Origin of the sequence: Paraperlucidibaca baekdonensis, from assembly GCF_003387535.1 — a bacterium.
GTDB lineage: Bacteria > Pseudomonadota > Gammaproteobacteria > Pseudomonadales > Moraxellaceae > Perlucidibaca > Perlucidibaca baekdonensis.
This window is the reverse complement of sequence record NZ_QUNR01000004.1, coordinates 103,118-126,421: the sequence shown is the minus strand read 5'-3', so window position 1 is coordinate 126,421 and position 23,304 is coordinate 103,118. Positions and strand designations below refer to the sequence as shown.

28 protein-coding genes are annotated in these 23,304 nt (G+C 57.0%); 6 read left to right on the top strand and 22 right to left on the bottom strand.

Annotation, left to right across the window (positions count from 1 at the left end; genetic code table 11):
- Nucleotides 1–3: 3 nt before the first annotated feature.
- The 20 genes from fliF to flgB all read right to left on the bottom strand — a co-directional run bounded on the left by fliF (nt 4) and on the right by flgB (nt 17,497).
- Nucleotides 4–1,650 carry a flagellar basal-body MS-ring/collar protein FliF gene (gene fliF, locus DFR26_RS09385; protein WP_116208714.1) on the bottom strand — a complete coding sequence of 549 codons (1,647 nt, stop codon included), beginning with the start codon at nt 1,648–1,650 and terminating at the stop codon, nt 4–6.
- Complete coding sequence (gene fliE / locus DFR26_RS09380; protein ID WP_116208713.1) at nt 1,647–2,000, bottom strand: flagellar hook-basal body complex protein FliE; 354 nt, start codon at nt 1,998–2,000, stop codon at nt 1,647–1,649. The genes fliF and fliE overlap by 4 nt, the downstream gene beginning before the upstream one ends.
- 78 nt (nt 2,001–2,078) lie before the next feature.
- Nucleotides 2,079–3,269, bottom strand: a complete 1,191-nt coding sequence (locus tag DFR26_RS09375) for a sigma-54 interaction domain-containing protein (protein ID WP_116208712.1) — start codon at nt 3,267–3,269, stop codon at nt 2,079–2,081.
- A 113-nt stretch (nt 3,270–3,382) separates the two neighbouring features.
- Nucleotides 3,383–3,949, bottom strand: coding sequence for a PilZ domain-containing protein (locus DFR26_RS09370; RefSeq protein WP_116208711.1), 567 nt, complete (start codon nt 3,947–3,949; stop codon nt 3,383–3,385).
- Nucleotides 3,950–3,956: 7 nt separating this feature from the next.
- Nucleotides 3,957–4,307, bottom strand: coding sequence for a flagellar protein FliT (locus DFR26_RS09365; protein WP_116208710.1), 351 nt, complete (start codon nt 4,305–4,307; stop codon nt 3,957–3,959).
- Nucleotides 4,308–4,312: 5 nt separating this feature from the next.
- On the bottom strand, nt 4,313–4,765 hold the full coding sequence (gene fliS, locus DFR26_RS09360; RefSeq protein WP_116208709.1) for a flagellar export chaperone FliS: 453 nt from the start codon (nt 4,763–4,765) through the stop codon (nt 4,313–4,315).
- Nucleotides 4,766–4,858: 93 nt separating this feature from the next.
- Nucleotides 4,859–6,277, bottom strand: coding sequence for a flagellar filament capping protein FliD (fliD, locus tag DFR26_RS09355; RefSeq protein WP_116208708.1), 1,419 nt, complete (start codon nt 6,275–6,277; stop codon nt 4,859–4,861).
- Between the two features lie 70 nt (nt 6,278–6,347).
- Nucleotides 6,348–6,707 carry a flagellar protein FlaG gene (locus tag DFR26_RS09350; RefSeq protein ID WP_116208707.1) on the bottom strand — a complete coding sequence of 120 codons (360 nt, stop codon included), beginning with the start codon at nt 6,705–6,707 and terminating at the stop codon, nt 6,348–6,350.
- A gap of 123 nt (nt 6,708–6,830) precedes the next feature.
- The gene (locus tag DFR26_RS09345) at nt 6,831–7,997 is read right to left on the bottom strand and encodes a flagellin (RefSeq protein WP_116208706.1); all 1,167 of its coding nucleotides are present in this window, start codon (nt 7,995–7,997) and stop codon (nt 6,831–6,833) included.
- A 138-nt stretch (nt 7,998–8,135) separates the two neighbouring features.
- Nucleotides 8,136–9,155, bottom strand: a complete 1,020-nt coding sequence (gene flgL / locus DFR26_RS09340) for a flagellar hook-associated protein FlgL (protein ID WP_181899038.1) — start codon at nt 9,153–9,155, stop codon at nt 8,136–8,138.
- A gap of 22 nt (nt 9,156–9,177) precedes the next feature.
- Entirely contained in the window at nt 9,178–10,812 is a 1,635-nt protein-coding gene (flgK, locus tag DFR26_RS09335; protein ID WP_116208704.1) for a flagellar hook-associated protein FlgK, read from the bottom strand.
- A complete protein-coding gene (locus DFR26_RS09330; RefSeq protein WP_116208703.1) occupies nt 10,809–11,180 on the bottom strand; it encodes a rod-binding protein in 372 nt (123 codons plus the stop codon). Before DFR26_RS09330 ends, flgK begins: the two co-directional genes overlap by 4 nt.
- 12 nt (nt 11,181–11,192) lie before the next feature.
- The gene (locus DFR26_RS09325) at nt 11,193–12,296 is read right to left on the bottom strand and encodes a flagellar basal body P-ring protein FlgI (RefSeq protein WP_116208702.1); all 1,104 of its coding nucleotides are present in this window, start codon (nt 12,294–12,296) and stop codon (nt 11,193–11,195) included.
- A 10-nt stretch (nt 12,297–12,306) separates the two neighbouring features.
- On the bottom strand, nt 12,307–12,981 hold the full coding sequence (gene flgH / locus DFR26_RS09320; protein WP_220375762.1) for a flagellar basal body L-ring protein FlgH: 675 nt from the start codon (nt 12,979–12,981) through the stop codon (nt 12,307–12,309).
- A gap of 58 nt (nt 12,982–13,039) precedes the next feature.
- Nucleotides 13,040–13,825, bottom strand: coding sequence for a flagellar basal-body rod protein FlgG (flgG, locus tag DFR26_RS09315; protein ID WP_116208700.1), 786 nt, complete (start codon nt 13,823–13,825; stop codon nt 13,040–13,042).
- Nucleotides 13,826–13,854: 29 nt separating this feature from the next.
- Nucleotides 13,855–14,598 (bottom strand): flagellar basal body rod protein FlgF, encoded by a 744-nt coding sequence (locus tag DFR26_RS09310; RefSeq protein ID WP_116208699.1) that lies wholly within the window; start codon nt 14,596–14,598, stop codon nt 13,855–13,857.
- Between the two features lie 30 nt (nt 14,599–14,628).
- Complete coding sequence (flgE, locus tag DFR26_RS09305; RefSeq protein ID WP_116208698.1) at nt 14,629–15,927, bottom strand: flagellar hook protein FlgE; 1,299 nt, start codon at nt 15,925–15,927, stop codon at nt 14,629–14,631.
- Between the two features lie 30 nt (nt 15,928–15,957).
- Nucleotides 15,958–16,632, bottom strand: coding sequence for a flagellar hook assembly protein FlgD (locus DFR26_RS09300; protein WP_116208697.1), 675 nt, complete (start codon nt 16,630–16,632; stop codon nt 15,958–15,960).
- A 14-nt stretch (nt 16,633–16,646) separates the two neighbouring features.
- Nucleotides 16,647–17,051 carry a flagellar basal body rod protein FlgC gene (gene flgC, locus DFR26_RS09295; protein WP_116208696.1) on the bottom strand — a complete coding sequence of 135 codons (405 nt, stop codon included), beginning with the start codon at nt 17,049–17,051 and terminating at the stop codon, nt 16,647–16,649.
- Between the two features lie 2 nt (nt 17,052–17,053).
- Nucleotides 17,054–17,497, bottom strand: coding sequence for a flagellar basal body rod protein FlgB (gene flgB, locus DFR26_RS09290; protein WP_116208695.1), 444 nt, complete (start codon nt 17,495–17,497; stop codon nt 17,054–17,056).
- Between the two features lie 167 nt (nt 17,498–17,664).
- Between flgB and DFR26_RS09285 the strand changes: the two genes are divergently transcribed.
- The 6 genes from DFR26_RS09285 to DFR26_RS09260 all read left to right on the top strand — a co-directional run bounded on the left by DFR26_RS09285 (nt 17,665) and on the right by DFR26_RS09260 (nt 21,668).
- Nucleotides 17,665–18,405: a sulfite exporter TauE/SafE family protein gene (locus DFR26_RS09285; protein ID WP_116208694.1), complete on the top strand. Its 741-nt coding sequence runs from the start codon at nt 17,665–17,667 to the stop codon at nt 18,403–18,405.
- A 105-nt stretch (nt 18,406–18,510) separates the two neighbouring features.
- Complete coding sequence (gene flgA, locus DFR26_RS09280; RefSeq protein ID WP_116208693.1) at nt 18,511–19,266, top strand: flagellar basal body P-ring formation chaperone FlgA; 756 nt, start codon at nt 18,511–18,513, stop codon at nt 19,264–19,266.
- A gap of 98 nt (nt 19,267–19,364) precedes the next feature.
- Nucleotides 19,365–19,682 carry a flagellar biosynthesis anti-sigma factor FlgM gene (gene flgM / locus DFR26_RS09275; RefSeq protein WP_116208692.1) on the top strand — a complete coding sequence of 106 codons (318 nt, stop codon included), beginning with the start codon at nt 19,365–19,367 and terminating at the stop codon, nt 19,680–19,682.
- A gap of 25 nt (nt 19,683–19,707) precedes the next feature.
- A complete protein-coding gene (locus DFR26_RS09270) occupies nt 19,708–20,181 on the top strand; it encodes a flagella synthesis protein FlgN (protein WP_181899037.1) in 474 nt (157 codons plus the stop codon).
- 36 nt (nt 20,182–20,217) lie between these two features.
- Nucleotides 20,218–21,369 carry a flagellar hook-length control protein FliK gene (fliK, locus tag DFR26_RS09265; RefSeq protein WP_116208690.1) on the top strand — a complete coding sequence of 384 codons (1,152 nt, stop codon included), beginning with the start codon at nt 20,218–20,220 and terminating at the stop codon, nt 21,367–21,369.
- Complete coding sequence (locus DFR26_RS09260; protein ID WP_116208689.1) at nt 21,366–21,668, top strand: EscU/YscU/HrcU family type III secretion system export apparatus switch protein; 303 nt, start codon at nt 21,366–21,368, stop codon at nt 21,666–21,668. Before fliK ends, DFR26_RS09260 begins: the two co-directional genes overlap by 4 nt.
- Nucleotides 21,669–21,679: 11 nt before the next feature.
- On the opposite strand, the gene motD is transcribed toward DFR26_RS09260, so the two are convergent.
- Both motD and DFR26_RS09250 read right to left on the bottom strand, forming a co-directional pair.
- Complete coding sequence (gene motD, locus DFR26_RS09255) at nt 21,680–22,534, bottom strand: flagellar motor protein MotD (RefSeq protein WP_116208688.1); 855 nt, start codon at nt 22,532–22,534, stop codon at nt 21,680–21,682.
- The gene (locus tag DFR26_RS09250; RefSeq protein ID WP_116208687.1) at nt 22,518–23,297 is read right to left on the bottom strand and encodes a flagellar motor protein; all 780 of its coding nucleotides are present in this window, start codon (nt 23,295–23,297) and stop codon (nt 22,518–22,520) included. Before DFR26_RS09250 ends, motD begins: the two co-directional genes overlap by 17 nt.
- Between the last annotated feature and the right edge of the window lie 7 nt (nt 23,298–23,304).

Below are 23,304 nucleotides of genomic sequence, written 5' to 3'. Positions count from 1 at the left end.
TCTTTAGGACTCGGCATTGGTATTCACCCAATTTTTCACAACTTGAGCAACGCGCTTGGGATCTTCCGTGGCGACATTGCGCACAAAACTCACCTTCTGATCAAAGTCATGGCCGAGTTGCAACGGCGCGGCGGGTGCCATGCCGGCGGTGGCAGGCTGCCCCATGTATTCACCATCTAGGCCATGCGGTGCATCCGATGCGCCACCTGCTGGCAGCGCCACTAATTGATTGCTACTGATAAGATTTTTGATGGCTGGGCGCAGCACCAACAGCACCAAGAGCAGCACGCCTAGCCCGGTCAGGCCTTGACGCATGAGCTGCGCAAACCACGCTTCTTGCCAAAACCCTGGGGCATCGATTTCGTCGCGTAATGGCTCCGGAATAAAGTCGGCACTCACCACCGTCACCTTGTCGCCACGCTCGGCAACGTAGCCCACAGCATCTTGAACCAGTAGCGTTAAGCGCTCGAGCTCAGCGGCATTGGGTGCGGCTTTAACGATTTTGCCGTCGGCATCTTTTTGTGCGCGGCCATCCACCACCACAGCCACCGACATCCGCTTAATGGTACCGGCGGGTGTGTCGCTATGATTTAGCGTGCGCTCAATTTCATAGTTGCGTGTGATCGACTGACTGCCATTGGCTGGGGCTTCTGGCGCATTTGCGGCGGCGGCAGGATCTGCTGCTGCGTCATTGGCCACCGGTTGGTTTGCCAGCGCACCCGGAATACCCATGGCATTGGCGTTGGGGTTGTTACCGCCGCGACTATCGCTATTGATTTGCTCGCTGCGCACCACGGCACGATCGGGGTTCCAGCTTTCGCGGCTCACCACCGAGCTGGCAAAATCAATGTCTGCAGCAACTTGCACGCGGACTTTACCGGAAGCCACGATGGGCGCGATGAGCTGCTCAATGCGCGACTCATAGGTTTTTTCCACGCGCTGGCGATAGTCAAACTGGCGAGAGCCTTGTGCCAGCGCGTCATCGTCTTTTTGCGAGAGCAAGTTGCCTTGCTGATCGACCACGGTGACCTGTTCAGCGCTCAAGTCAGGGATGCTCGACGCCACTAAATTGACAATGGCATTGACGTTTTGCTTTTCCACCACGCTGCCTGGAAAGACATCGAGAAAAATCGAAGCCGTAGCCGATTTACGGTCACGCACAAACACGCTTTGCTTCGGAATGGCTAAATGCACACGCGCACGCCGCACTTGGCGTAGGCTTTCAATGGTGCGCGCCAGCTCGGTCTCAATGGCGTGTTGGTATTTTTTTGTCTCCATGAACTCGCTAACGCCAAAGCCCTTTTCGTCTTTCATCATTTCCAGGCCGCTGCCATCGCCACTGGCTAAGCCACTGCTGGCGAGCTTCAGGCGGGCGTCATGGAGACGCTCATTGGGCACTAAAATGGCGCCACTGCCATCTTCAAGCTTGTAAGGAATATTCAATGCGTTGAGCGTATCGACCACGGCGGCGGCGCGATCAGGCGCCAAGCTGCTGTAGAGCATTTTGTAGTCTGGCCCTTGCGACCACATGACCGAGCCAACACCAAACGCAACACTGCCGGCGATGCCGACTAAAATGAGTAATTGGCGCAGCCACGGCGCTTGCGCCAAGGTCGATAAATTCGCATTCATGGCGTTTAACTGGCTCATACCGACATCCGCATAATTTCGTGATAGGCATCAATCATTTTGTTGCGCACCTCAGTGGCGGCCTTAAATGACACATCTGATTTTTGTAGCGACACCATGACTTGCGTCAGGCTCATCTCGCTGTCACCGCGCTCATAGGCCGCGGTATTGGCGGCGGCGGCTTTTTGCACGCTATTGACGTTATCGATACCGGCTTTCAGCATGTCGCCGAAACCGGCTGGCTTAACGGCACCTTGGCTGGGATCAACCGTGTTAATGCCCGGCGTTGGCGCGGAACCCACACCCGGTGTGGATTGGCGCATGGCGCGAATTTGGCTGAGTATGTTGTCGACTCCGCTGACACTGGTCATGCGCATACCCTCTTTTGTGCAATGGCTGGGCGCTTCGTGGCCCGTCTTCCCTGTTACATAGCAAGTGCTATGCCAGTTTTAGCTTGCCGTTTGCAGTCCCAGCTTTTTCATTTTTTCCACCAAGGTGGTGCGTTGCAGACACAGCAAGCGCGCCGCGCGCGACACCACGCCATCAACACGGGCCAAAGCCTCGGTGATGTAGCGTATTTCAAGCGCTTGCAGCGTTTGTTTCAGATCGAGACCCTCTTCGGGCAGTTCAGCATCGGCTGCTGGGGCGCGCTCGGCGGGAGCCGATTGCAGATCAAACAGCATGGCCTGTTCAGCCTTACGCTGCGCTGGCGAGTCAAGATCCACGGCAATCAGCGGCGGTTTATTGGCGCTAACAACGGCTTGACGATTTGCCGCCTGCTCCAGCTGCGCCTGACGCGCGGCTTTGCGCTCGGCCTCGCGAGCCATCTCATCCTCTAGCACATCCAATGGGTAATAGCGTGCAGGCAGATCGGTGGTGCTGAGCGTTTTGCCCGCGTGCGTAATCGATAAGCGCTCCACGAGATTTTCCAACTCACGAATATTGCCAGGCCATTGGTAAGTCGAGAGTGCGGCCATGACCTCCTCGGTAAATACCGGTGGCGTGGTGTCGCGCTCAATCTGACGCTGGCAAAAATGTTTGGTGAGCATGGCCAGATCATCGAGGCGCTCGCGCAGTGCCGGCACCATGATGGGAAAGACATTGAGGCGGAAATACAAATCTTGGCGAAAGCTGCCGGCATCCACCATGGTTTCGAGGTCACGGTGGGTGGCGGCAACAATACGCACATTGGCTTTGATGGTTTGGTTGCTGCCCACGCGCTCGAAGCAGCGCTCTTGCAAGACCCGCAGCAATTTCACCTGCATGGGCAAGCTCATGTCGCCAATTTCATCGAGAAATAACGTACCGCCCTCGGCCATCTCAAAACGGCCTTTGCGGGTGCTGATGGCGCCGGTGAATGCGCCCTTTTCGTGGCCAAACAACTCGCTTTCCAGCAAGTCGGCAGGAATGGCGCCGCAATTGACGGGCACAAACGGCTTGTTGCGACGCGGAGAGGCATCATGCAATGCGCGGGCGACGACTTCTTTGCCGCTGCCTGACTCGCCTTGAATAAGCACCACGGTGGCATGCGGGGCTACTTGGCCAATCAATTCGCGTACCGTGACGATGGCATCCGAGCGGCCCAGTGGGTTGCAAGCGCGAATAGGGGTGGTTGCGTTGAGTGCGAGAGAAGCGGTCATAGCCAAATATCCGTGTCAGAACTTTGATGTCCTATTAGTCGGTTATTTGACGCTTTGCTTCAGTCGGGTTTCGTAGCGAGAAGTGTTGCTCAACTGTGAATTGTGTAAGCGCGCTAAGTCTCTTGGCGGGCCATACGACTCACCGCAATGGCGCGCCGGTGCTGGCGGAAGAGGAATTTATCGAGGGCATTTTGTGTTAATGCGGTTAATCCATAGAGCTCACCGCGGCCTTCTTGGGTAAGTCGCAAGGGCAAACTCAACGGCATCGCCACGGCGTTATGCACATGTAATGACACCACCACATAGTCGCCTACTGACGCTTTAATGGCACCGGATTGCCATTGCAACGCAGCGGCATTAAGCACCACGGCGCGGGCTTGCGGAATGTCTTGCTGCTGGCTGAGCAACTGATTCATTAAGCCGAGCAATAAATCGACCTTAGCCTCCAGGCGCTGCAACTCGACCTGCACCCCATCATCGGCATCGGGGTCGGCAACGTAGCGCTGCACCTCGGCGACCTCAATGGCATTAAAGAGCATTAAGTTGCGCTCGTTAATGTTGAGCAGCTCGGCTTCGGTCAGTGCTTCAGCACTGACGCTATAGCGCATCGGCAATTGGCCGCTGAGGCTGATGGTCTCATGCAGCGCTTCATCTTGGCTGTCGTAGTGGATGTCGGTCATGGCAATCTCAAGAGCTCGAATAACTCAAATAGGCGCCAGCGGCTTGACGCTGCTGACGTGCACCACGGGCCTCGACCATCAAGGCTTGGCGACTTTGCTGTAAATGCCCCGTGAGCTCTGCATCAAACTGCAAAATCGCGCGAATGGTGCTGGCGATGTCAGCTTTTGCCAGCGTCACCGGCACATCGGCAAAAAACAGCTCCAGTGCATCTCGGCGCTGCTCTTGCAAACGCATGGCACCCTCCCAGTCACCGAGCTTAGCCAATGCTAATAAATCATGCGTCATGCCCAGCAACGACTGGAGCGTGGGGCGACGCTTTGCCGGTGTGGGAAATGGCAGGACATTCGGCGATGACATGAGATTTAGGCTCCTACCACCTGGGCATTACCCATCTGTGTGTCAAATACTTCGGGCGCACCGCGGTGCAGTTCGCTGGGAATGGCATCCCATGCCGACTTCAATTCCGCGAGCAAGTGACTAACTTCATCGAGTGGCGCCACGTCATTGTCGTTATTGGCTTGCAATAAACGCCGGCACATATAGTCGTAGAGGCTTTCTAGGTTGTGCGCGAGCGGATGGCCGTGGCGAGTATCGAGGCTGGCGCGCAGGCTATCGACGATATCAATCGCCCGGCTAATGCACAGGCCTTTATCAGCCACATCATTGCGCTGCATGTGACCACGCGCACGCGAAATACGATCGATTGCACCGGCATACAGCAGTTGTATTAAGCGGTGCGGGCTGGCCGCCTCAACACTGGTTTGCGCGCCAATGTTGGCATAAGCCTTTGAGGCACGGGCCATGGCATACGTCATTTATCATCTCCTGAAATCAGCGCGTCTGTGCAGCGCTAGCTAGGATTATTAACGACCATTTTGGCCAAATCTTTAGGGCCGCGCGGCAATTAATCACAGCAAGCTGGCTAATTGGCCGGCCAAAAATGAGCCGGTGCCATTGAGCTGCGTCAATAAACTGTCGAGCGCGTTAAATTGCTTTGAATAGCGCGCCTCCACACCTTCCATGCGAAAATCGAGGGCATCACGCTGGCTGGTTAAGTCCTTCAATTGCGTGCGCAAGCCATCGGTGCGGGAGGCCAACAAGCCATCGCTACCGGAAAAGCTTTTTAAGGCCGTATCAATGCGTGAGGCAAAGCCCTCATCGCCACTGAAAAACCCGGCCAGCGCATCCGGCGACTCGTCCAACAACGCATCCAAGCGCGTGTTGTCGATGCTTAAATTGCCAGTTTTAACTTGCGAGGTAATGCCCAGCTCCGACAGCGTATCGGCATTGGCACTGGCACTACTCACGGCGGTGTTGAGTTCTGCGCGAATCACCGATGCCAAGCGCAAGGTGGTGGAGTCGCCCTGCAACTGACCCGCCTGCCCGCTGGTGCTGTTATAGCTGGTGAGCGCATTAAGTGTGGTTTGTAAGGTGTTGTAGGCAAAGACAAAGTTTTCCACCAACTTTTTGCTGCCGCCTGTATCTTCACTGACACTGACCGTAAACGGATTGCCAGCATCGGCGGTTTTGGCGGTAAACGTCACGCCTTCAACCACATCATCAAAGGTGTTGTTATTTGAGCTGCGGGTAAAGCCATCAACAATGATTTGTGCATCTTGGGCAGCCTGCTTTTCCACTAAGCCATTGCTGCTGCCACCGGTGCTGTAGCTAAAGGCAGATAAACTCGGCGAGTCACCTGGCAGCAAACCACCGAGCGGAATCGCCGGCAATGGGTTACCGCTGGCATCGCTGGCGCTGACGCTGAGCTCACCGGCCTCGCCGCTTTGCAAACTGGTCATCACCAAATGATCGCCGTCATCGGAGCGGACAATAGAGGCGCGTACCGTGGTGTTGGCACTGGCGCTATTAATGGCATCACGAAGACCCGATAGGCTATTGTTTTCACTATCAATAACCACTGAGAAGCTAGCGCTGTCATTGCTAAAAGTCAGACGCCCCTCACCCACCGCCGCGTCGCTGTCGGTAAAGGCAGTACTGGCGACTTGATGGGTTTGAGCCAGACGCTCAACCGAGACCCGGTAACTGCCCGCCACGGCTTTTGGTGTGGCAGAGACGCTCATCTGCTCGGGCTTACCAACGCTGGTGGTGCGCGCACTCAAGCTGTCGGCATTATTGAGCTTATCGAGCGACTGACGAAAGGTATCGACACTCGATTGCAGCGAGCCAAAGGCCGAGAGCTTGGTTTGAGCCTTCGACTCTTTCGCGGCTAAGCGCGCCTCTGGCGCTGCGCGTTCGGCGGCCACGAGTTGCGACACCAGGCTGTTAACATCAATGCCATTGGCGCCGCTACTGGTAATGGTTGGCATGGCTCAATCCTCATTGGTCTGGCATGTGCACGGTACTGGCTTTAAATGAAGCAAGCTTTGTGCCATAGCATCAGGCTTCATCGGCAAATAAGCCGCCTTTGCCACTTTTCGCCACACTCGAGAGCTTCAGCACTTCCTCGCTGGGGAACTGCCGAATGAGGTCGCCCGAGTCGCTGTCGATGACCTTGACCACATCACGGCCACTGCTTTCATCGACAGAAAACTCGAGTTTGCGTTGTGCTTGCAGCTGCGCTTGCCATTGCTGCAGTAAAGCAGGGCTGACAGGCTCAGGCGCGGCCTTCGGTGCAGACTTGTCAACGACTGGCTTTGGCTCCGCCGCCGCCACAGACGTCGCGCGCTCTGGCGTGCTTTTAACTACGGTAAGGCTCGCATTCGATGACGTGTTTGCGGGCACATGGGCAATAGTCATGGCTAATCTCCTAGCAAGATTCCGTTTGACCGAGACGACAAAGAGGCAGCGAGTCGTGAGACCGGCTGCCTTTTGTTGGAGTCATGACGCCAAGCCCTGGGGACTTGGCGCTGACGCTCGGCCTTAACGCAGCAGGCTGAGCACACTTTGTGGCAGCTGGTTAGCCTGTGACAGCATCGCCACACCGGCTTGTTGCAGGATCTGACCTTTCGACATATTGGCAGTCTCGGCAGCGAAGTCAGTATCTTGGATACGACCGCGTGATGCGGAGAGGTTTTCCGATGTCGACTGCAAGTTAGCAATGGTGGAGCTGAAGCGGTTTTGCACAGCACCTAAGTTGCCACGCGAGGTGTTGACCTCAGAGATGGCTTTGTCGAGGTGAGCCATGGACTGCTGAGCGTTGGTGAAGCTCGACAGGCTCAGCGAACCGATACCTGTTGTTGTGGTTGCCGAACCCGCAGCACCGGCAGCAAAGCCACTGCTGACAACGGCTGGTGACGCACCGCCAACAGTGATGGTGCCCGAGCTGGTCAAGCTCAAGTCGCCCGTGACTTTGTCATAGGAGGCGCCAACACCGGTTTGTGACGACACACGGTTGATTGCTTCAGCCAGCTGACCGGCGCGCTCTTGTGCACTGCTTGCCGAGCCAATGGCGCCAATGCTCACGCCTGCTGCGCTGTCTGGGCCATCGATGGTGACATCACCAGCTGCAATGGCTGTTGCAAAGCCTGTCAGTGCTGAGGCGTTAACCGTAGCGGTGTTACGTGTCAGTGCACCACCCAATGCTGAGGTTTGCACGTTAGCGATCGAGCTGATGCCAATGGTTTCACCGGCGTTGGCGCCAACCTGGAACTGCACACCCGAGAAAGAACCATCGAGCAATTTCGTGCCGTTGAAGCTGGTTTGTTCGCCAACGCGTTGGATTTCTGACTGCAGTGCGGTGAACTCGGTGTTCAGCGCGTCGCGGTCGGCTTGCGTGTTGGTGCCGTTGGAGGCTTGCACAGCGAGCTCACGCATACGCTGTAAGTTGTTACCGACTTCGCTCAACGCGCCTTCAGCGGTTTGTGCCAGCGAGATGCCATCGTTGGCGTTACGCACGGCAACATTCAGACCACGGATTTGCGAGGTCATACGCTCGGAGATGGCCAGACCAGCTGAGTCATCTTTGGCGCTGTTGATGCGCATACCGGTCGACAGTTTCTGCAGTGAGTCGGCCATTTTGTTTTGTGAAGTGCTCAGGTTACGTTGAGCGTTCAAGGATGCCACGTTGGTGTTAATGGACAGGGCCATGATGTTTCTCCGTTTCTACCGTTGGTTACTGTGCGACCTCTGCCCAAATGGCTTTGTATCGCGGACACACTAGATATCGAACCGATGCTTGCAGACTTGAGGGGCTTTTACATTTGCACCACAAAAGCCTGCAGAGACTTACAAATAGTTGAACAATGACAGCCCTTGAACCTGCACATAGGCTTTCTGAGCCGCTTGCAAGCCACTGATTTGCAGTGATAAACGACTGTAAGCCTCGGCAATATCAATGTCTTCGTTATCGGCTTTTAGGGCCGATAACTGAAGGCTGCTACTGGCATTTGTTTCACTTTGCTGATCAATCTGATTCAAGCGCACACCAATACTGGTGCGTACATCGCTCAAATGGTCGAGGCCGCGATCGAGCACCACTAAGGATTTCGCCAAGACCTTATTGAGGCCATCGACGGTCGTTGTGCTGTCACTTAAGTTATAGGGCTCGGTGGGGTCTGCTGGCACGGTCGGTGGCACGACTGGCTCCAAGCCACCACTGCGGGGTGTTTCTAGGGCGGTGGCAATTTGGCTGAGTGCGGTAAACAGATCAATTTGCCCGGCCGCCACATCCGTGGCATTGGCAGGTACTTGCTGAAACACGGCCGCACCGGTATCGCCGTCGGCGACTTGCCGGCCCGGGCCAATACTGACCAAACGCTGCCCGGCATGGGTATTGGTCTGCACCGCTTGCGAGGCGTCATCAAAGCTATAGGGCGCGGTGTCATCTTGGTAGCCGCCAAATAAATAATGGCCATTGCCATCTTGGCTATTGGCGAGCTGCATCAATGATTTGACCTGCTCACGAATCTCTGCGGCAGTCGCGGCACGGCTGTCATTGCTCTGCGTGCCGTTATTCGCGCCAACGACCAGCTCGCGTACGCGCTGCAACACTTGCACGCTACTCGTCACAGCATTTTCTTCTTCGCGCAAGCGGCCATCAACCAACACCGACTGCTTATCGTATTGCGCGAGGCGATCCAAGCTGCGCTGCATGGCGAGGCTTTGCTGCGCGGCGACGGGGTCTTCCGAAGCGTTTTGAAAGCGCTTGCCGGTGGCGACTTGCTGCTGCGTTTTAGTCAGCTGTATTTGTTGCTCCATCATATTGCCGATGGATTGCCGGTAAATTTGCTGAGTTGAAATACGCATAGTCGACCTCCACCCTAACGCCTTAATTAAAGGCATTGATAATGGTTTGAAAAAGGGAGTTGGCGACACTCGCCACCTGTGCCGAGGCTTGATAGGCCTGTTGAAAACGCAAGATATTGGCGGCCTCTTCATCAAGGTTGACGCCACTGACGTCGTCGCGCCGTGCGGTGGCCTGTGTCAGCAGCGTTTGCTGAGCCGCGGCACCGACTTGTGAGCTGCGGGTGGTCGCCGCCACTTTGCCAAGCATGCTCTGCACGCCATCGCTGAGCGTCGCGGTGCCATTGACCAATACTTTTTTGTTCTCTAGACCCGCCATTGCCAGCATATTGCGGTTATCACCGGGCCCAGCGTTGGCGTCATTTGCAGCCGCCGCTATTTTTGCAGGATCGGTAATAGCGACCGCTACGGTTTTCGCCGACAGGCCCGTTGGTGCGATCAAAAACTCATCATTGCGCGCGGCACTGCCAGTGACCACCATCGAAAAGCCGTCAGCGCTCAATGGATTCGCGGCACTGCCATCGCCGCTTAAGCTCACCACCTGTTTATTGGTGGTGTTGCGCAATTGCCAACCGGTGTCGGTCTGACTGAGCACATAGGCATCGCCGGTGAGCGCAAACGTATTGGTAGCGGTCACGCTCAGCGCGGCAGTGCCGGTATTGGCGCTTGAGGCTTGCGGCTCAATGGCCGCGATGCTGAATAAATCACCACCAACATCACCGCGCAAATCCGTGCCTTGCGCATGCTGATCGTTAAAGGCGCTCGCCAATTGATTGGCAAGCAACCCAAGCTGGTTGCGTGTCGGCGTCAAGACATCGTCACGAAACGCCAAAATCCCGCCTAATGAGCCACCCTCTAAGGCACTAGTAATCTCACCTTGACCGGAAAAGCTCACCTCCGCACGGGTTGGATCGAAGCGGTTGCCCGTCAGCGCTAAGGTATTTTGCTGGGTGCCCAAAACCAGTGGTTGGCCATTGCCGACAAACAAACTCATGGTGCCGTCTTTTTGTTCCAGCGTGCTCACGCGAACAATCTGATTGAGCTCCAGCACCGCGGTATCGCGCTGATCGAGCAAATCATTGGGCTTACCGCCCTGGCCCACGGTGCGGCTGATGCTCAAGTTTAAATCGGCAATGCGCTTGCTTAAGCCATTGATCTCGGTGACCGAGGCTGAAATACGCGCGTTGGTCTCGTCATTGATGCTGCTGAGTTCGGCATCAATACCTTGAAAGCGTGCGGTCAGCGTGCTGCTCGTGGCGAGTAGCTCGCGGCGCGCGGCTAATGATGAGGGGTCGGTGCTGGCGGCTTGAATGCTGTCATAGAACTTCGACATGGCCGGCGACAAGCCCTGATCGCTATCAGAAAGCAGCGTATCAATGCGGCCCGACAGCGAATGCAGCGTGTCTTGTTGGGCAAAACTCGCGGTGGTGGAGCGCTGCTGTACTACCGCGTATTGATCGTAGGCGCGCTGCACGCTCGACAGCTGCACACCGGAACCTAAGGTTAATGGCCCGAGCTGCTGCGGATTACGCGTGTTCATTGTCACCGTTTGCCGGCTATAGCCGTCGGTGTTGGCGTTGGCAATGTTATGGCTGGTGGTGGCCAAGGCGCGCTGATAGGTATTTAACCCCGACAGTGCGCTGCCTAACATATCGCTCATGAGTCATCCCTTGGCGGCTTGATGGCCGCGGCCTGTGCTGACTGGCTGTGCAGGCTGCTTTGTAGCGCGCTGCCCTCAGGTGCCAGTTGCTTGGCTATAGACTCTGCAAGGCCTATGCCACCTTGCTGGGAAAGACTCAAGGCGAGCTGGTTATCGAACATGCCCTGATAGGTTTTCATGGATTCGTTATCGAACAGGCCACCCTCGCCGACGGTCTCACGCATGCTTTTCAGCATCATGTTGAGAAACACCGACTCGAACTGGCGCGCCACCGGCATGATGGCCTCACGCGGCGACTCGGCGGCTTCTTTTTTCAGCGCCGCGAGGTCGCTAAAACCGTGGTAGTTGCTGCCAATAGACGAGGTCATGAGCGCGCTCCCTTAGATGACGATAAGCTCGGCGCGCAAAGCACCGGCTTGGCTCAAGGCTTCTAAAATGGCGACCAAATCGGCTGGCGAGGCGCCCACGGCATTGATGGATTTAACGATGTCATCGAGCGTCACACCTAAGTCCAGCGCAAACATACGCGGCTTGTTTTGATCGACAGCAATGCCGGTGTTTGGCGTGACCACAGTCTGGCCTTGCGAGAATGGCGCCGGTTGGCTGACCTGCGGTTTTTCATTAATCGTCACCGTCAATGAACCGTGGGTGACCGCCGCCGGCAGCGCCCGCACATTGCCACCAATGACAATGGTGCCGGTACGCGAATTGATCACCACACGCGCTGAGGGAGCGCCGGGTGTGACCTCTAAATTTTCCAGCAGCGAAATAAAGCTAACTTGCTGATTGCTGTCGATGGGTCCCACCACTTGCACACTGACAGCATCGAGCGCGCGCGCGGTCTGCTCGCCAAATTGCGCATTGATGGTCTCCGCGACGTGCTTGGCGGTGGTGAAATCAGGCCTGCGCAAGTTCAGCTGAATTAAGCCATTGGCCGCTAAGCTGCTGGGCGCGGCGCGCTCTACCGTGGCGCCATTGGGAATACGACCCGCGCTCGGCACATTGATGGTGACTTTCGAGCCGTCGGCACCTGAGACACCAAGACCACCGACCAATAAGCTGCCCTGCGCCATGGCATAGACCTGGTTGTCGGCACCGAGTAGCGGCGTCATCAGCAAGCTGCCGCCACGCAGGCTGCCGGCATTACCGATCGATGAAATGGTGATATCGAGAGTCTGCCCGGGCTTGGCAAACGCCGGTAAATTGGCGTGCACGGTCACCGCCGCAACGTTTTTCAGCTGCGGGTTGATGTTATCCGGCACTTGAATGCCAAAACGGCTGAGCATATTGCGGATGCTTTGCACGGTGAATGGCGTTTGGCTGGTTTGGTCACCGGTGCCATTGAGGCCCACAACTAAGCCATAACCAACCAGCTGGTTGTCACGGACACCAGCCACACCTGCCAAATCCTTGACGCGATCGGCCTGCGAGATGAGCGGCAGTGTCAGTAATGTGGCGAAAAAAACAGCTTTAATCAGGTTCATGGCGTCATCCTCACAAGGGTGACAAGACGGATTGGAATAATCGTGCCAACCAGCCCATCGAATTGGCATCATCGAGCACGCCCTTGCCGCTATAGGTGATGCGCGCATCGGCGAGCTTGAATGAGGGCACGGAGTTATCCGGCGCTAAATCGACTGGGCGGATGGTGCCGGAGACGCGAATAAACTCTTCGCCTTGGTTCAGCGTCAGCCATTTCTCGCCGCGCACGCGCAAGTTGCCATTAGCCAAGACCTCGTAAACCGTCACGGTGATGTTGCCGCTGAGGCGATTGCTCTGGCTGCTTTTGCCATTGCCGGCAAAGGCCGACTCACTGCTCAGGCTGGTGCCAAATACTGGCTGGCCGTTGATGGTCACCGGCGCGCCAAACACCGTGGGCGGCGTGACATCTAGGCTGGTGCTGCGATCGGTGCCGGTACTGGCCTGTTTGCTGGCCTCGGTGCGCTCCACCAGCGCAATGGTCAGCGTGTCGCCGACTTGGCGAGCGCGATGATCAAGAAATAAATTGAGGTTATGCCCGGCCTGAAAAATCGCCCCTGGCGTGGCCGCAGATGGTTGGGCTATTTGCGGCGCGGCTGGCGCCCACGCGGCATCACCTGGCGCGGCCATGAAATGTTGGCTGCAGGCGGTGCTCAGCAAGGCAGCACAGATAATGATGAGGTTTTTCACAGGCACACTCCTCCGCCAGCGGATGCTGGGGCTTAGCCATCACAGGCTTATCTCAGGTTTAGACGTTGTTGTTTAAGTACTGCATCATTTGGTCGCTGGCAGAGATGGCTTTTGAGTTCATCTCATAGCCACGCTGGGTCTCAATCATATTCACCAGCTCTTCCACGACATTGACGTTGGAGCCTTCGAGCGCACCCTGTTCGAGCGTGCCTAAACCACCGATACCAGCAGTACCGGTTTGCGGCGAACCACTGGCGGCGGACTCAACATAGAGGTTTTCGCCACGCGCTTGCAGACCGGCGGGGTTAATAAAATCGGTGAGCTGTAAGTTGCCGAGCTGCTGCGGCGTGGTTTCACCGGCGACCAGTGCGGAGACCACACCATCGCGGCCAATGCTGACCGACTGCGCACTGCTAGGCACAGTGATGCCGGGCGCAATGACATAGCCCGAGGCGGTGACCAGCTGGCTTTGCTCATTGAGTTTCAGTGAGCCATCGCGGGTGTAGCCGACCGAGCCATCGGGCATTTGCACTTGGAAAAAGCCGCGGCCATTGATCGCTACATCGAGCTGATTGCTGGTTTGGTTGATGCCACCTTGCGAGAACATTTTCTCCGTGGCCACCACGCGCACACCAGTACCGACCTGCATGCCGGTGGGCGCACGGGTTTGCTGCGAGGTCTGACCACCGACTTGGCGGACATTTTGGTAGAGCAAATCTTCAAACACCGCGCGGTCTTTTTTAAAGCCTGTGGTGTTGGCGTTGGCCAAGTTGTTGCTGACCACTTGCATGCGGGTTTGCTGTGCGTCGAGGCCGGTTTTGGCCACCCATAATGCGCCTTGCATAATCGTCTCCTGTGGCCAGCTCTGGCCGCTTATTCCATGCGAATCATGCGGGTGCCGCTATCGGACATGTCCTTGGCGGTCTGCATCATGCGCACTTGCATTTCGTATTGGCGCGATAGATCAATCATCGACACCAGCGATTCCACTGCACTCACATTCGATGACTCGAGGCTGCCCGACTGCAAGCGGGCAGTCGTGGTTGGCTCGCCAGCGGCGCCGTCTTTTTGGCGCATCAGGCCGTCATCGCCTTTCATTGCTTGCGACTCATCGAGCGTGACTAGCTTGATGCGCCCCAACGCCACCGTGGTTTCTGGGCCGGAACCCATGGGCACAATGGAAATCGTGCCGTCGCTGGCTAAGCTCAGGCTCTGGTACGGTGGCAGCGTAATCGGCCCGCCATCGCCCATAATCGGTTGACCAGCGCCATTGGTCAGTAAGCCTTCGGCGCTAATCTGCAGGTCACCGCGGCGGCTATAGCCCTCTTGGCCATTGGCGCCCTGCACCGCTAACCAGCCATCGCCATCCACGGCAACATCCAGCTCTCTACCTGTAGCAACCATCGTGCCATGTGCCATGGAGCTGGCACGATCCGCGCCCATGCTGTTGATTCGCGATGCAAATTGTCCGGAGCCGTTGATCTCATCGCTCAGTAGGGCCTGAAAATCGCCACGGAAACCCGGCGTATTGGCATTAGCCAAATTATTGACGGTCACCGTTTGCGCCATTTGCGTGTGCTTGGCGCCGGTCATGCCGAGATAGAGCATCTTGTCCATGTCAGTCCCCTACGTTGCTAAATCAATGCCTTAGCGCATATTAATGATGGTTTGCGTGACCTGGTCGGAGGTCGAAATCATTTGCGCGTTGGCCTGGAAGTTACGCTGCGCGGTGATCATTTCCACCAGCTGCGCGGTCAAATCCACATTCGAGCTTTCCAGCGCACCGGCTTGCAGCAAACCGAAGTTCGAGGTGCCGGCCTCACCCAAACGCGGGCCGCCGGAAGTGAACGTCTCGGCCCACGAGGTATCGCCTAATTGCTGCAAACCATTGGGGTTGTTGAAAATGGCCACGGCAATTTTGCCGAGCTGCTGCAACTGACCATTGGTGAAACGTGCCGAGACAATGCCTTTCGGATCGATGTCGATGCCGGTCATGCGGCCGGTGGTGAAGCCGTCGTTGAAGAGATTGTTGACGCCAAACTCATTGCCGTACTGGGTGGTGGCGCCAAAATTCAGCGTTAGCTCAATCGGCGCACTGCCGGTGCCGACATCGAGACCATCATAGGCAACGAGGGCGTTGGCGGGGTCCAAAATACCCTGCGGTGAGAACTCTAAAACCGAGAACTCTTGTCCGCCGGTGGTAACATTTTTACCGTCAAGATACAGGCGCTGCTGCCACATATTTGACTGTGGCATGGGGTCAGTGCCGCCTGCCGTGGGAAAACCTGCGGCCGGATAGCCAGGGTCTGTCGGTTGCAAATCCTGCGCACGGGAGAAGTACAACGTGGCCTGATGCGGCGCACCCAAAGTGTCATAAACCGTCATCGAGGTGGCGTGGTTGTAGGAATCGGGTTGATTTGGCGCAAACACCGGCTGCGATGGTGGGCTCACGTTGGCCGGCAAGTTGACGCCAACATCACCAAGCTCACTGGCTTTCGGTGGGCTCTCGGTGGTTTGCAGCTTCAGATCAGACAATGAACCCGTGGCAAAGCCGCCGCCATCGGTGGTTGGGAAAACTTGCAAACGCTGCAGATCGTTGTTCACAACATTGCCTTCACGGTCAACGCTAAAAGCACCGGCACGCGAATACGCCAGACCTTCACGACCAGACATGACAAAAAAGCCCTCGCCACTAATGGCCATGTCGAGGTTATTGTTGGTGAAATCGATATTACCTTGCGAAAACTGTTGCGAAATGGCCGCTGTGCGCACACCGGCGCCGGTAGCGGTCGCCGAGAGGTCATTGCTGGAGGTGGCGAAAACGTCAGAAAACAACGCCCGCGAGGATTTAAAGCCTGCGGTGTTGACGTTAGCGATGTTGTTGGCCGTCACTTCGAGGTGAGTTGAGGCGGCATTGAGGCCACTAAGGGCTACGCGGAAAGTCATGAGAAAACTCCTGGTTCTGAAGGTGCCGGCTTAGCCGACGGCTTTAACATCGGAAAGTTTGACGTTGCCCATGGGGCCTAAATCGAGTTGCGTGCTACCGCCAGACATACTCACGCTGCCCACCGTGGCTTGTACTGAGGTGGGCAGTGCTTCACTGGTGGAGCCGCGGATGGCCGTGGCTTTTAGCGTGTAATTGCCGTTGGGCAGCGCGAGGTTGTTGTTGTCGGTTCCATCCCATTGGAAGTTCAAGGTGCCGGCCGGTTGCGCGCCGAGATTGACCTGACGCACGAGCTCGCCGCTCTTCGTCAAAATATCGACACGGACATTTTGCGCCGAGGTATCGAGGCTGACCTGACCCGTAATCGGTGTGCCTTGGCTAAGTCCCACGGTCTCGCTGGGCACTAACACGGTTTTGCCGATTAAGCCGGAGGCATTGAGCCACTGGCTCGATGACATGGAGTTGGCCAAATCACTGATCGACTCCTTCATGTCATTGATGCCGGCAACGCTGGAGAGCTGCGCCATCTGCGCCATAAACTGCGTGTTATCGGTGGGCTTGAGCGGGTCTTGCGCCTGCATTTGCGCGAGCATGAGCGTCATAAAATCGCCCTGATCCAAGTCGCTCAAGGTTTTGCGGCTTTCGCTACCGCCAGCCGCTGCCGTGGCACCGGGATTGACGACACTATTGATTTGACTGAAGTCCATGACTTACTCCGGGCTTACTGTTGGCCGAGCTGCAAGGTGCGCAGCATCAGGGTTTTCGCGGTGGAAAAAATCTCGGCATTGCTTTGGTAGGCGCGCGAGGCGGAAATCATATTGGCCATCTCTTCAATGGCATTGACGTTGCTGCCATAGACATAGCCGTCTTTATCGGCCATGGGGTGGCCGGGCTGATAATGCCTAGGGATTTCAGCTTGGCTGGTCTCCACACCATCGACTTTGACGCCCACTTGCGTGGCGTCATTGGCATCGGCCATGAGCGTGGCAAACACTGGCTGGCGCGCGCGATAGGCGCCCTCGGCGGTGCCACTGACGGTGTCGACGTTGGCCATATTGCTAGCGGTGGTATTGAGGCGCAGCATTTGCGCATTCATGGCGGAACTGGCGATATCAAAAATACTCATGATTAGCGACCTCCAGAGATGGCGTTTTTCATGGATGAGAATTTGCCGCCGAGAAATTGCAGCGTGGCTTGATAGCGCACGGTGTTATCGGCAAAGGCGGCTTGCTCGCGGTCGGTCTCAACGGTGTTGCCATCGAGCGCGGACTGCATGGGAATACGGTATTTGATGCTGGCGGCCACATCGTTGGTGCTGCTAATACGCTGGCCCGACTCATTGATGCTGGTGCCATGGCTGCTGGCGCGCAGGGCCAAGTTGCCGCCGCTAGCAACAGCGGCGCGGTTTTCGCCCATGGCTTCCGAGAGCGCCGATTTAAAGTCGATGTCGCGCGCCTGATAGCCCGGCGTGTCGGCATTGGCAATGTTGGAGGCAATGATCTCGCTACGCTGCGCGCGCAAATGCAATGCCTTTTCATGCACCCCGAGTACGGAATCAAAACTAATGCCCATCGCTCACCTCCCAACGCCTTGTGCGTCTGTACGAGAGTGAATTAGCAATCGCCGTGCCAATGTTTATTTATGGTTTATTTTCAGTGCCTTAAACGTTGGTATGACTAGCAACACCGGCAGCGTCTCGCTACCATCAGCAGCCAACGTCAAGCCCTTGGCAGCGCCACATGACTGAATACCTGCTGTTAACGCTGGCGGCTTTTGCGGCCGGCGCGCTCAACGCCGTGGCCGGTGGTGGCAGCTTTTTGACGCTGCCCGCGCTGATTTACTGTGGCGTGCCGCCGGTCATGGCCAACGCCACCGGCACCGTGGCGCTGCTGCCCGGCTACGCTGCCAGCACCTGGGGCTTTCGCCAGGCATTACGCGAGCTCAAGGGCCTATCTTTGCCCCGCGTGCTGATGCTCAGTGTGCTCGGCGGCAGCCTCGGTGCCGGCTTATTATTAGTCACCGACAATCGCACCTTTAATCAGCTCATGCCGTGGCTGCTGCTCGCCGCCACCGCATTGTTTGCTCTCGCGCCGCGCTTATTAGCCAGTCGCCAAGGCCGCTCTGCCTCGCCAACGGTGGCACTGGCGGCGCTGACCGTTGTGGCTATTTATGGCGGCTACTTTAACGGCGGCTTAGGCATTTTATTGCTGGCCGCCTTGAGCCTGCTCGGTCACAGCAATCTCAATGCCATGAATGGCGTCAAAAATTTGCTGTCGACTGTGCTCACCGCCATTGCCGTGGTGATTTACGCTCTCGGCGATCTGGTGCTGTGGCCACAAGCACTGCTGATGATGTTGGCGGCAACTGCCGGCGGGTATTGGGGCGCGCGCGTGGCACAACGGCTACCCGCCGGCACGCTACGGCTCGGCATTATTGCCGTGGGCTTGGCCATGAGCCTGATCTTTTTTCTGCGCCTCTAAGTGCATTGGCACGTAACTTGTAAGCCTCTTTGCCAAACCGATGCCCTGTGGGGCGTCACTCATCGCGCAAGCCATGCGCGTCAGTTTGCTAAGAGGCCTTACGCCATGATGCATTTTCTCCGTCACGCCCTGTGTCGCACAGCAAGCCATAGGCCACGGCTGCGGCGCGCCGCCTGCTTGATCAGCGTCTGGCCCGTGCTCTTGATGCTAATCGCCAATCCCGCCATGGCGGCCTCGCAACGCCTCGTCGCCATTGGCGATGCCGCCGTGGCCTATGTGCAAGCCAATCATCCGTGGCAAGGCTTGCATGTGCGCCTACAGCCACCAGTGCTCGATGAGCGCTTGAGCCTGATGGCCTGCGCGGAGCCATTACGCGCGCTGCTGCCGGTTGGTGGGCGCATCGCGCAGCGCACCAGCATTGCCGTGAGCTGCCCGGGCAATGCCGGCTGGACCGTGCACGTCTCGGTGATTGCCGAAGCCCAAGCCGATGTCTTGGTGGCGCGACGTGCGATTGCTCGCCACGACAGCATTCGCCCCGATGACGTGATCCGTGCGCGTCGAGACATCACTCGCCTGCCCTACGGCTATGTGCAAAGCCTGCCAACTGAGCGTGCCCTGCAAGCGAAAATGGGCATTGCACAAGGTGCTGTGATTACGCCCAGCATGACCCAAGCCGCTGATGTGATCCGCCGCGGCGACCTCGTGGCCATTGAGCTTAGTGACACGCGCATGGCTATTAGTATGCGCGGTGTGGCGCTGGCCAATGCCGCTGCTGGCGAGCTGGTCACGGTCAAAAATTCACAGTCCGGGCGCACCGTTCAAGGCGAGGCCATCGCCAGTGGTCGAGTGCGCGTGCAATGAGCCAGCGTGACGCTAAAAATAATTGAAATAAGTTCTCAAGTTTCGCTCAAGCGGGCCGATAAGACGGAAGACCACCCCTATTTGGAGGATCTGCCGCCATGGTAGACAACATCAGCTCACTGCCGCCGAAGCGGCTTGATGTGGCCCGTAACGAGGCCACGAAATCCACTGATGCACTGCGTGAAAGCCGCGCAGCAGAGGCGTCAGCCCGAACCGAAGACACCAAGGCCACGAGCCACAGCGCGTCAAATTCGCTGGTGGATCGAGCCAAAGCCGCGGCCCATGAGGCCCCCGAGATTGATCGTCAAAAAGTCGACGACATCAAGCTGGCGATTGCCCGCGGTGAGTTTCAAGTAAACCCGAAAGCGGTGGCACAAGCCTTCGTCTCGATGACGTTGAATGCCACACGCGCATGACCTAACCCCTAGTGAGGAAATCGCCATGTCACTCCGAGATCCAGCCCTTTGGCTCAATGAATTGAGCGAATTATCCGGTCGTTTCAAAGATCTTTTGGAGCGTGAATTGGCGCATTTATCGAACTGGCCGGTGCTTAATCTGCCGGATTTCGCGCAGGCAAAAACCCAGCTCAGCCGTCAGCTAGAGTGTTTAGAAAGCGAGCGCGTGCAATGGCTGAGCAGCCAAGGCCAACGTGAGCGTGGTCGTTTGGCCATGCGCGAGGCATTGCATGCGTTGCCCAATGGCAGCCAGTTGCTGCACGTCTGGGAGCACGCGGTGAGCGTATTAAAGGCCTGCCAGCCGCTCAATCAACAAGCCGGGCTGAGCATTAGTTTATTGGGCCAACAAACGCGCCGCAGCCTCGATATTTTGACCGGCAACGCCGCCCTGCCCGCCACCTATGGCAAGCAAGGTCAGCAGTCCGGCGGCTATTTACGTGGCAGCCTCGGGCAGGCATAAGCCGGCTTGAGGCTGAGCGTTTGAGGCACTTTATTTATGCGAGTCGCGCCCAATCAGGCCGCCGTGGTGTTGCCGCCAACGGTGCAATCCTCGCTCGTCACGCCACAGCAAGCGGTGGGTCGCGTGATGCGCGTGGAGGTACTCGCTCAGCTGGATTTGCTGCGCTATAAACTGCGCACGCCAATGGGTGAGCGCATTGCCGAAAGCCGCAGTGCGCTGACGATTGGCGACAAGCTCAGCCTGCAAGTCATTGGCGGTGACGACAAACGCTTGCTCGTCGATAAGCTACCAACGCCAGCACAGCAGGCCAATAGCCAACTCAAAACATTTCTCCCCAAGCAACTCGATGCCAGCCGCTTGATGGCCCTGCTGCCGGCACTGGCCGCGCACGCCGAAGCGCCGGAAGGCGTGGCACGACTGTTGGCGCAACTGCCCACGCCGGCGCAGCTCATGCACGCCAATAGCCTACAAAATACATTAAAAAACAGTGGCTTATTTTTTGAACAGCAGCTTGCCGCGGGCATCATACCGCCCCATGGCGACTTAAAGCGGCAGTTATTGCAGTTACAAAATGACCTCAAGCGGCGCTTAACGCCCGAGGCTAGCAGCTCGTTAAATAGCGGCGGCAGCCCACATGCCGCCGGTAAAATCGATACCATTGCTCGTGCCAGTCTGCCCAATACGCTGCTTGATATGCTGGCGCAATCGATACCGAATTCGCTACTACACGCCCTCAGTCAAGAACTTGACGGGGTCTTGTCACGCTTAGTCAGCCATCAACTCATGCATGCCGGCGATGAGCAAAAGCTCCAGCAACACTGGCTCATGGAGCTGCCGGTGCGCGATCACGATGGCATTGATTTAGTCCAAATTCAGCTCAGTAAAGATCGCCGCGGGGCCGGCAAAGACACGCCGCAACACGCGCTCTGGAAGGTCTCCTTGAGTATTGCGTTGCCAGACTATGGCGCCATTGTCGCCACCTTGGCGCAGCAAGATGAGTGCGTGCACATCACCTTTCATGCGGAGCAGGCGCATGCCCATCGCTGGCTTAGCACGCACTGCTCGGCGCTACGCCAACGCTTGCAAGATTGCGGCTTAAGCGTTGGTCATGTGCAAGCGCAACGCGGCCTACCACACGATGACACCTTACCCACCAGCGCGCGCGGCGTGCTCACGGAACGCGCATGAATCATCAAGCCATAGCTCTACACTACGATGGCCAACGCGCGCCCCGCGTCACCGCTAAAGGCGAGGCCGAGGTCGCCGAGCGCATCATTGCGTTGGCGCGTGAGCACGATGTGCCGATTCATGAAGATGTGGCGCTGACTGGCTTACTTTCAAACGTGGCGCTCGATGACGAGATTCCGCTGTCATTGTTTGTCGCGATTGCCGAGGTGCTGGCTTTTACCTATCGCTTGAAAGGCAAAAGCCCAGAGCCCGCACCCGACCGGCACGACCGCCGGACATTTGACCATCCTAACGACTAAGCACCCACGGCTTATTGAGCCGCAGGTGGTTGATCGAGTGTTGGCGTCGAGATCGATGCACCGGCGGTGTCATTCGCGGCTTTTGAATCAACACGCACGGATGGAATCACCAACACCACGCGGCGATTTCGGTTGCGCCCTTGCGCGCTGGCGTTATCGGCTACCGGGCGGTACTCACCTACGCCAATGACCGCCAGGCGTTGCGGCGCAATGCCTTTTTCCATGAGCAAATGCACGACGCTAGCCGAACGCGCAGCCGAGAGCTCCCAATTCGACGGAAACGTGGCGGTATGAATGGGCACATTGTCGGTATGGCCCTCCACACGCACCGGGTTGGGGAAGCCGGCCAAGACGATCGCCAAGCGCTCCATGATGTGCATGGCCTGCTCAGACAGCGTGGATGTGCCGCTGGCAAACAAAATATCGGTTTGAATCTCCACCTCAATGCCCTGCGGCGTGGTGCGCACAACAATCACGTTTTTATCAATGAGATCCGCCATGGCAGCCTTCACGGCCTTGGCCATCTCTTCCACTTGCCCGGCCTTGGGATTCACACCACTGCCCTGCGCGCTACCCAATGGAATGCCGCCAGGACCCATGGCTTGCGGTCGACTCAGCGACGGCGCCATGGAAGTGAGCTTGGCCATGGCGTTGACATCGCCCACCTGCACAGGGTTCAGCGATTTTGGCGCGCCGTTAAAGGCTTCGGCCATCGACGCCGCCGCCACGCGGTACTTGCCTTCATTGACCGATGACACCGCGTACATGACCACGAAAAATGCCAGCAATAAGATGATCAAATCGCCAAAGGGAATTGCCCAAGCCTCGTGGTTTACGTGGTCTTCGTGCTTATGTTTTTTTGCCATCGTCCTTGCCCTTTGGTGCTGCGTGAACGACATAGCCCATTAAGCGTGCCTCGATATTGCGTGGGTTTTCACCCTGGGCGATCGACACCAGCCCCTCAATAAACATCATGCGCATCTTGGCCTGCTCTTTAACGTGGTACTTGAGCTTGTTGGAAAACGGTAGGAAAAAGAGGTTCGCGGAGGCAATACCATAAATGGTCGCCGTAAACGCCGCGGCAATACCGGCGCCAAGCTTACTCGGGTCGGATAAGTTGCCCATCACCGCCATCAAGCCCAATACCGCACCAACAATGCCGAGAGTGGGCGCATAAATACCCATGGATTCCCAGACTTTTGCCGCCGCTGTGTCGAACTCTTCGCTCGACTCCATCTCGACCTCTAAGGTGCCGCGAATGGTTTCCGGCTCACCGCCATCGACCAGTTGTTGCAGGCCTTTTTTGATGAACTCATCGGTTTCGCCGTCCACTTGCGACTCCAGACCCATTAGGCCGTCTTTACGGGCAATACGACTCCACTCAACAATTTTGCCAATCAAGGCTTCCATGTCGCCGGGTGGTGGCTTAAATAACCAACTGAAAATCTTTAAAGCGCGTTTAAACACGGGGCCTGGCGTATGAATCATCACCGCCGCAAGCGTGCCGACCAGCACGATCATGGCAGCCGCGCCACCCAACAAACCTTTCAGGCCAGCGCCTTTTAAAATAGCCCCAACCAGCAGCGCGGTGAAAGCCAGTACCAGCCCAGCGAGCGTCATGATATCCATGTGTGTG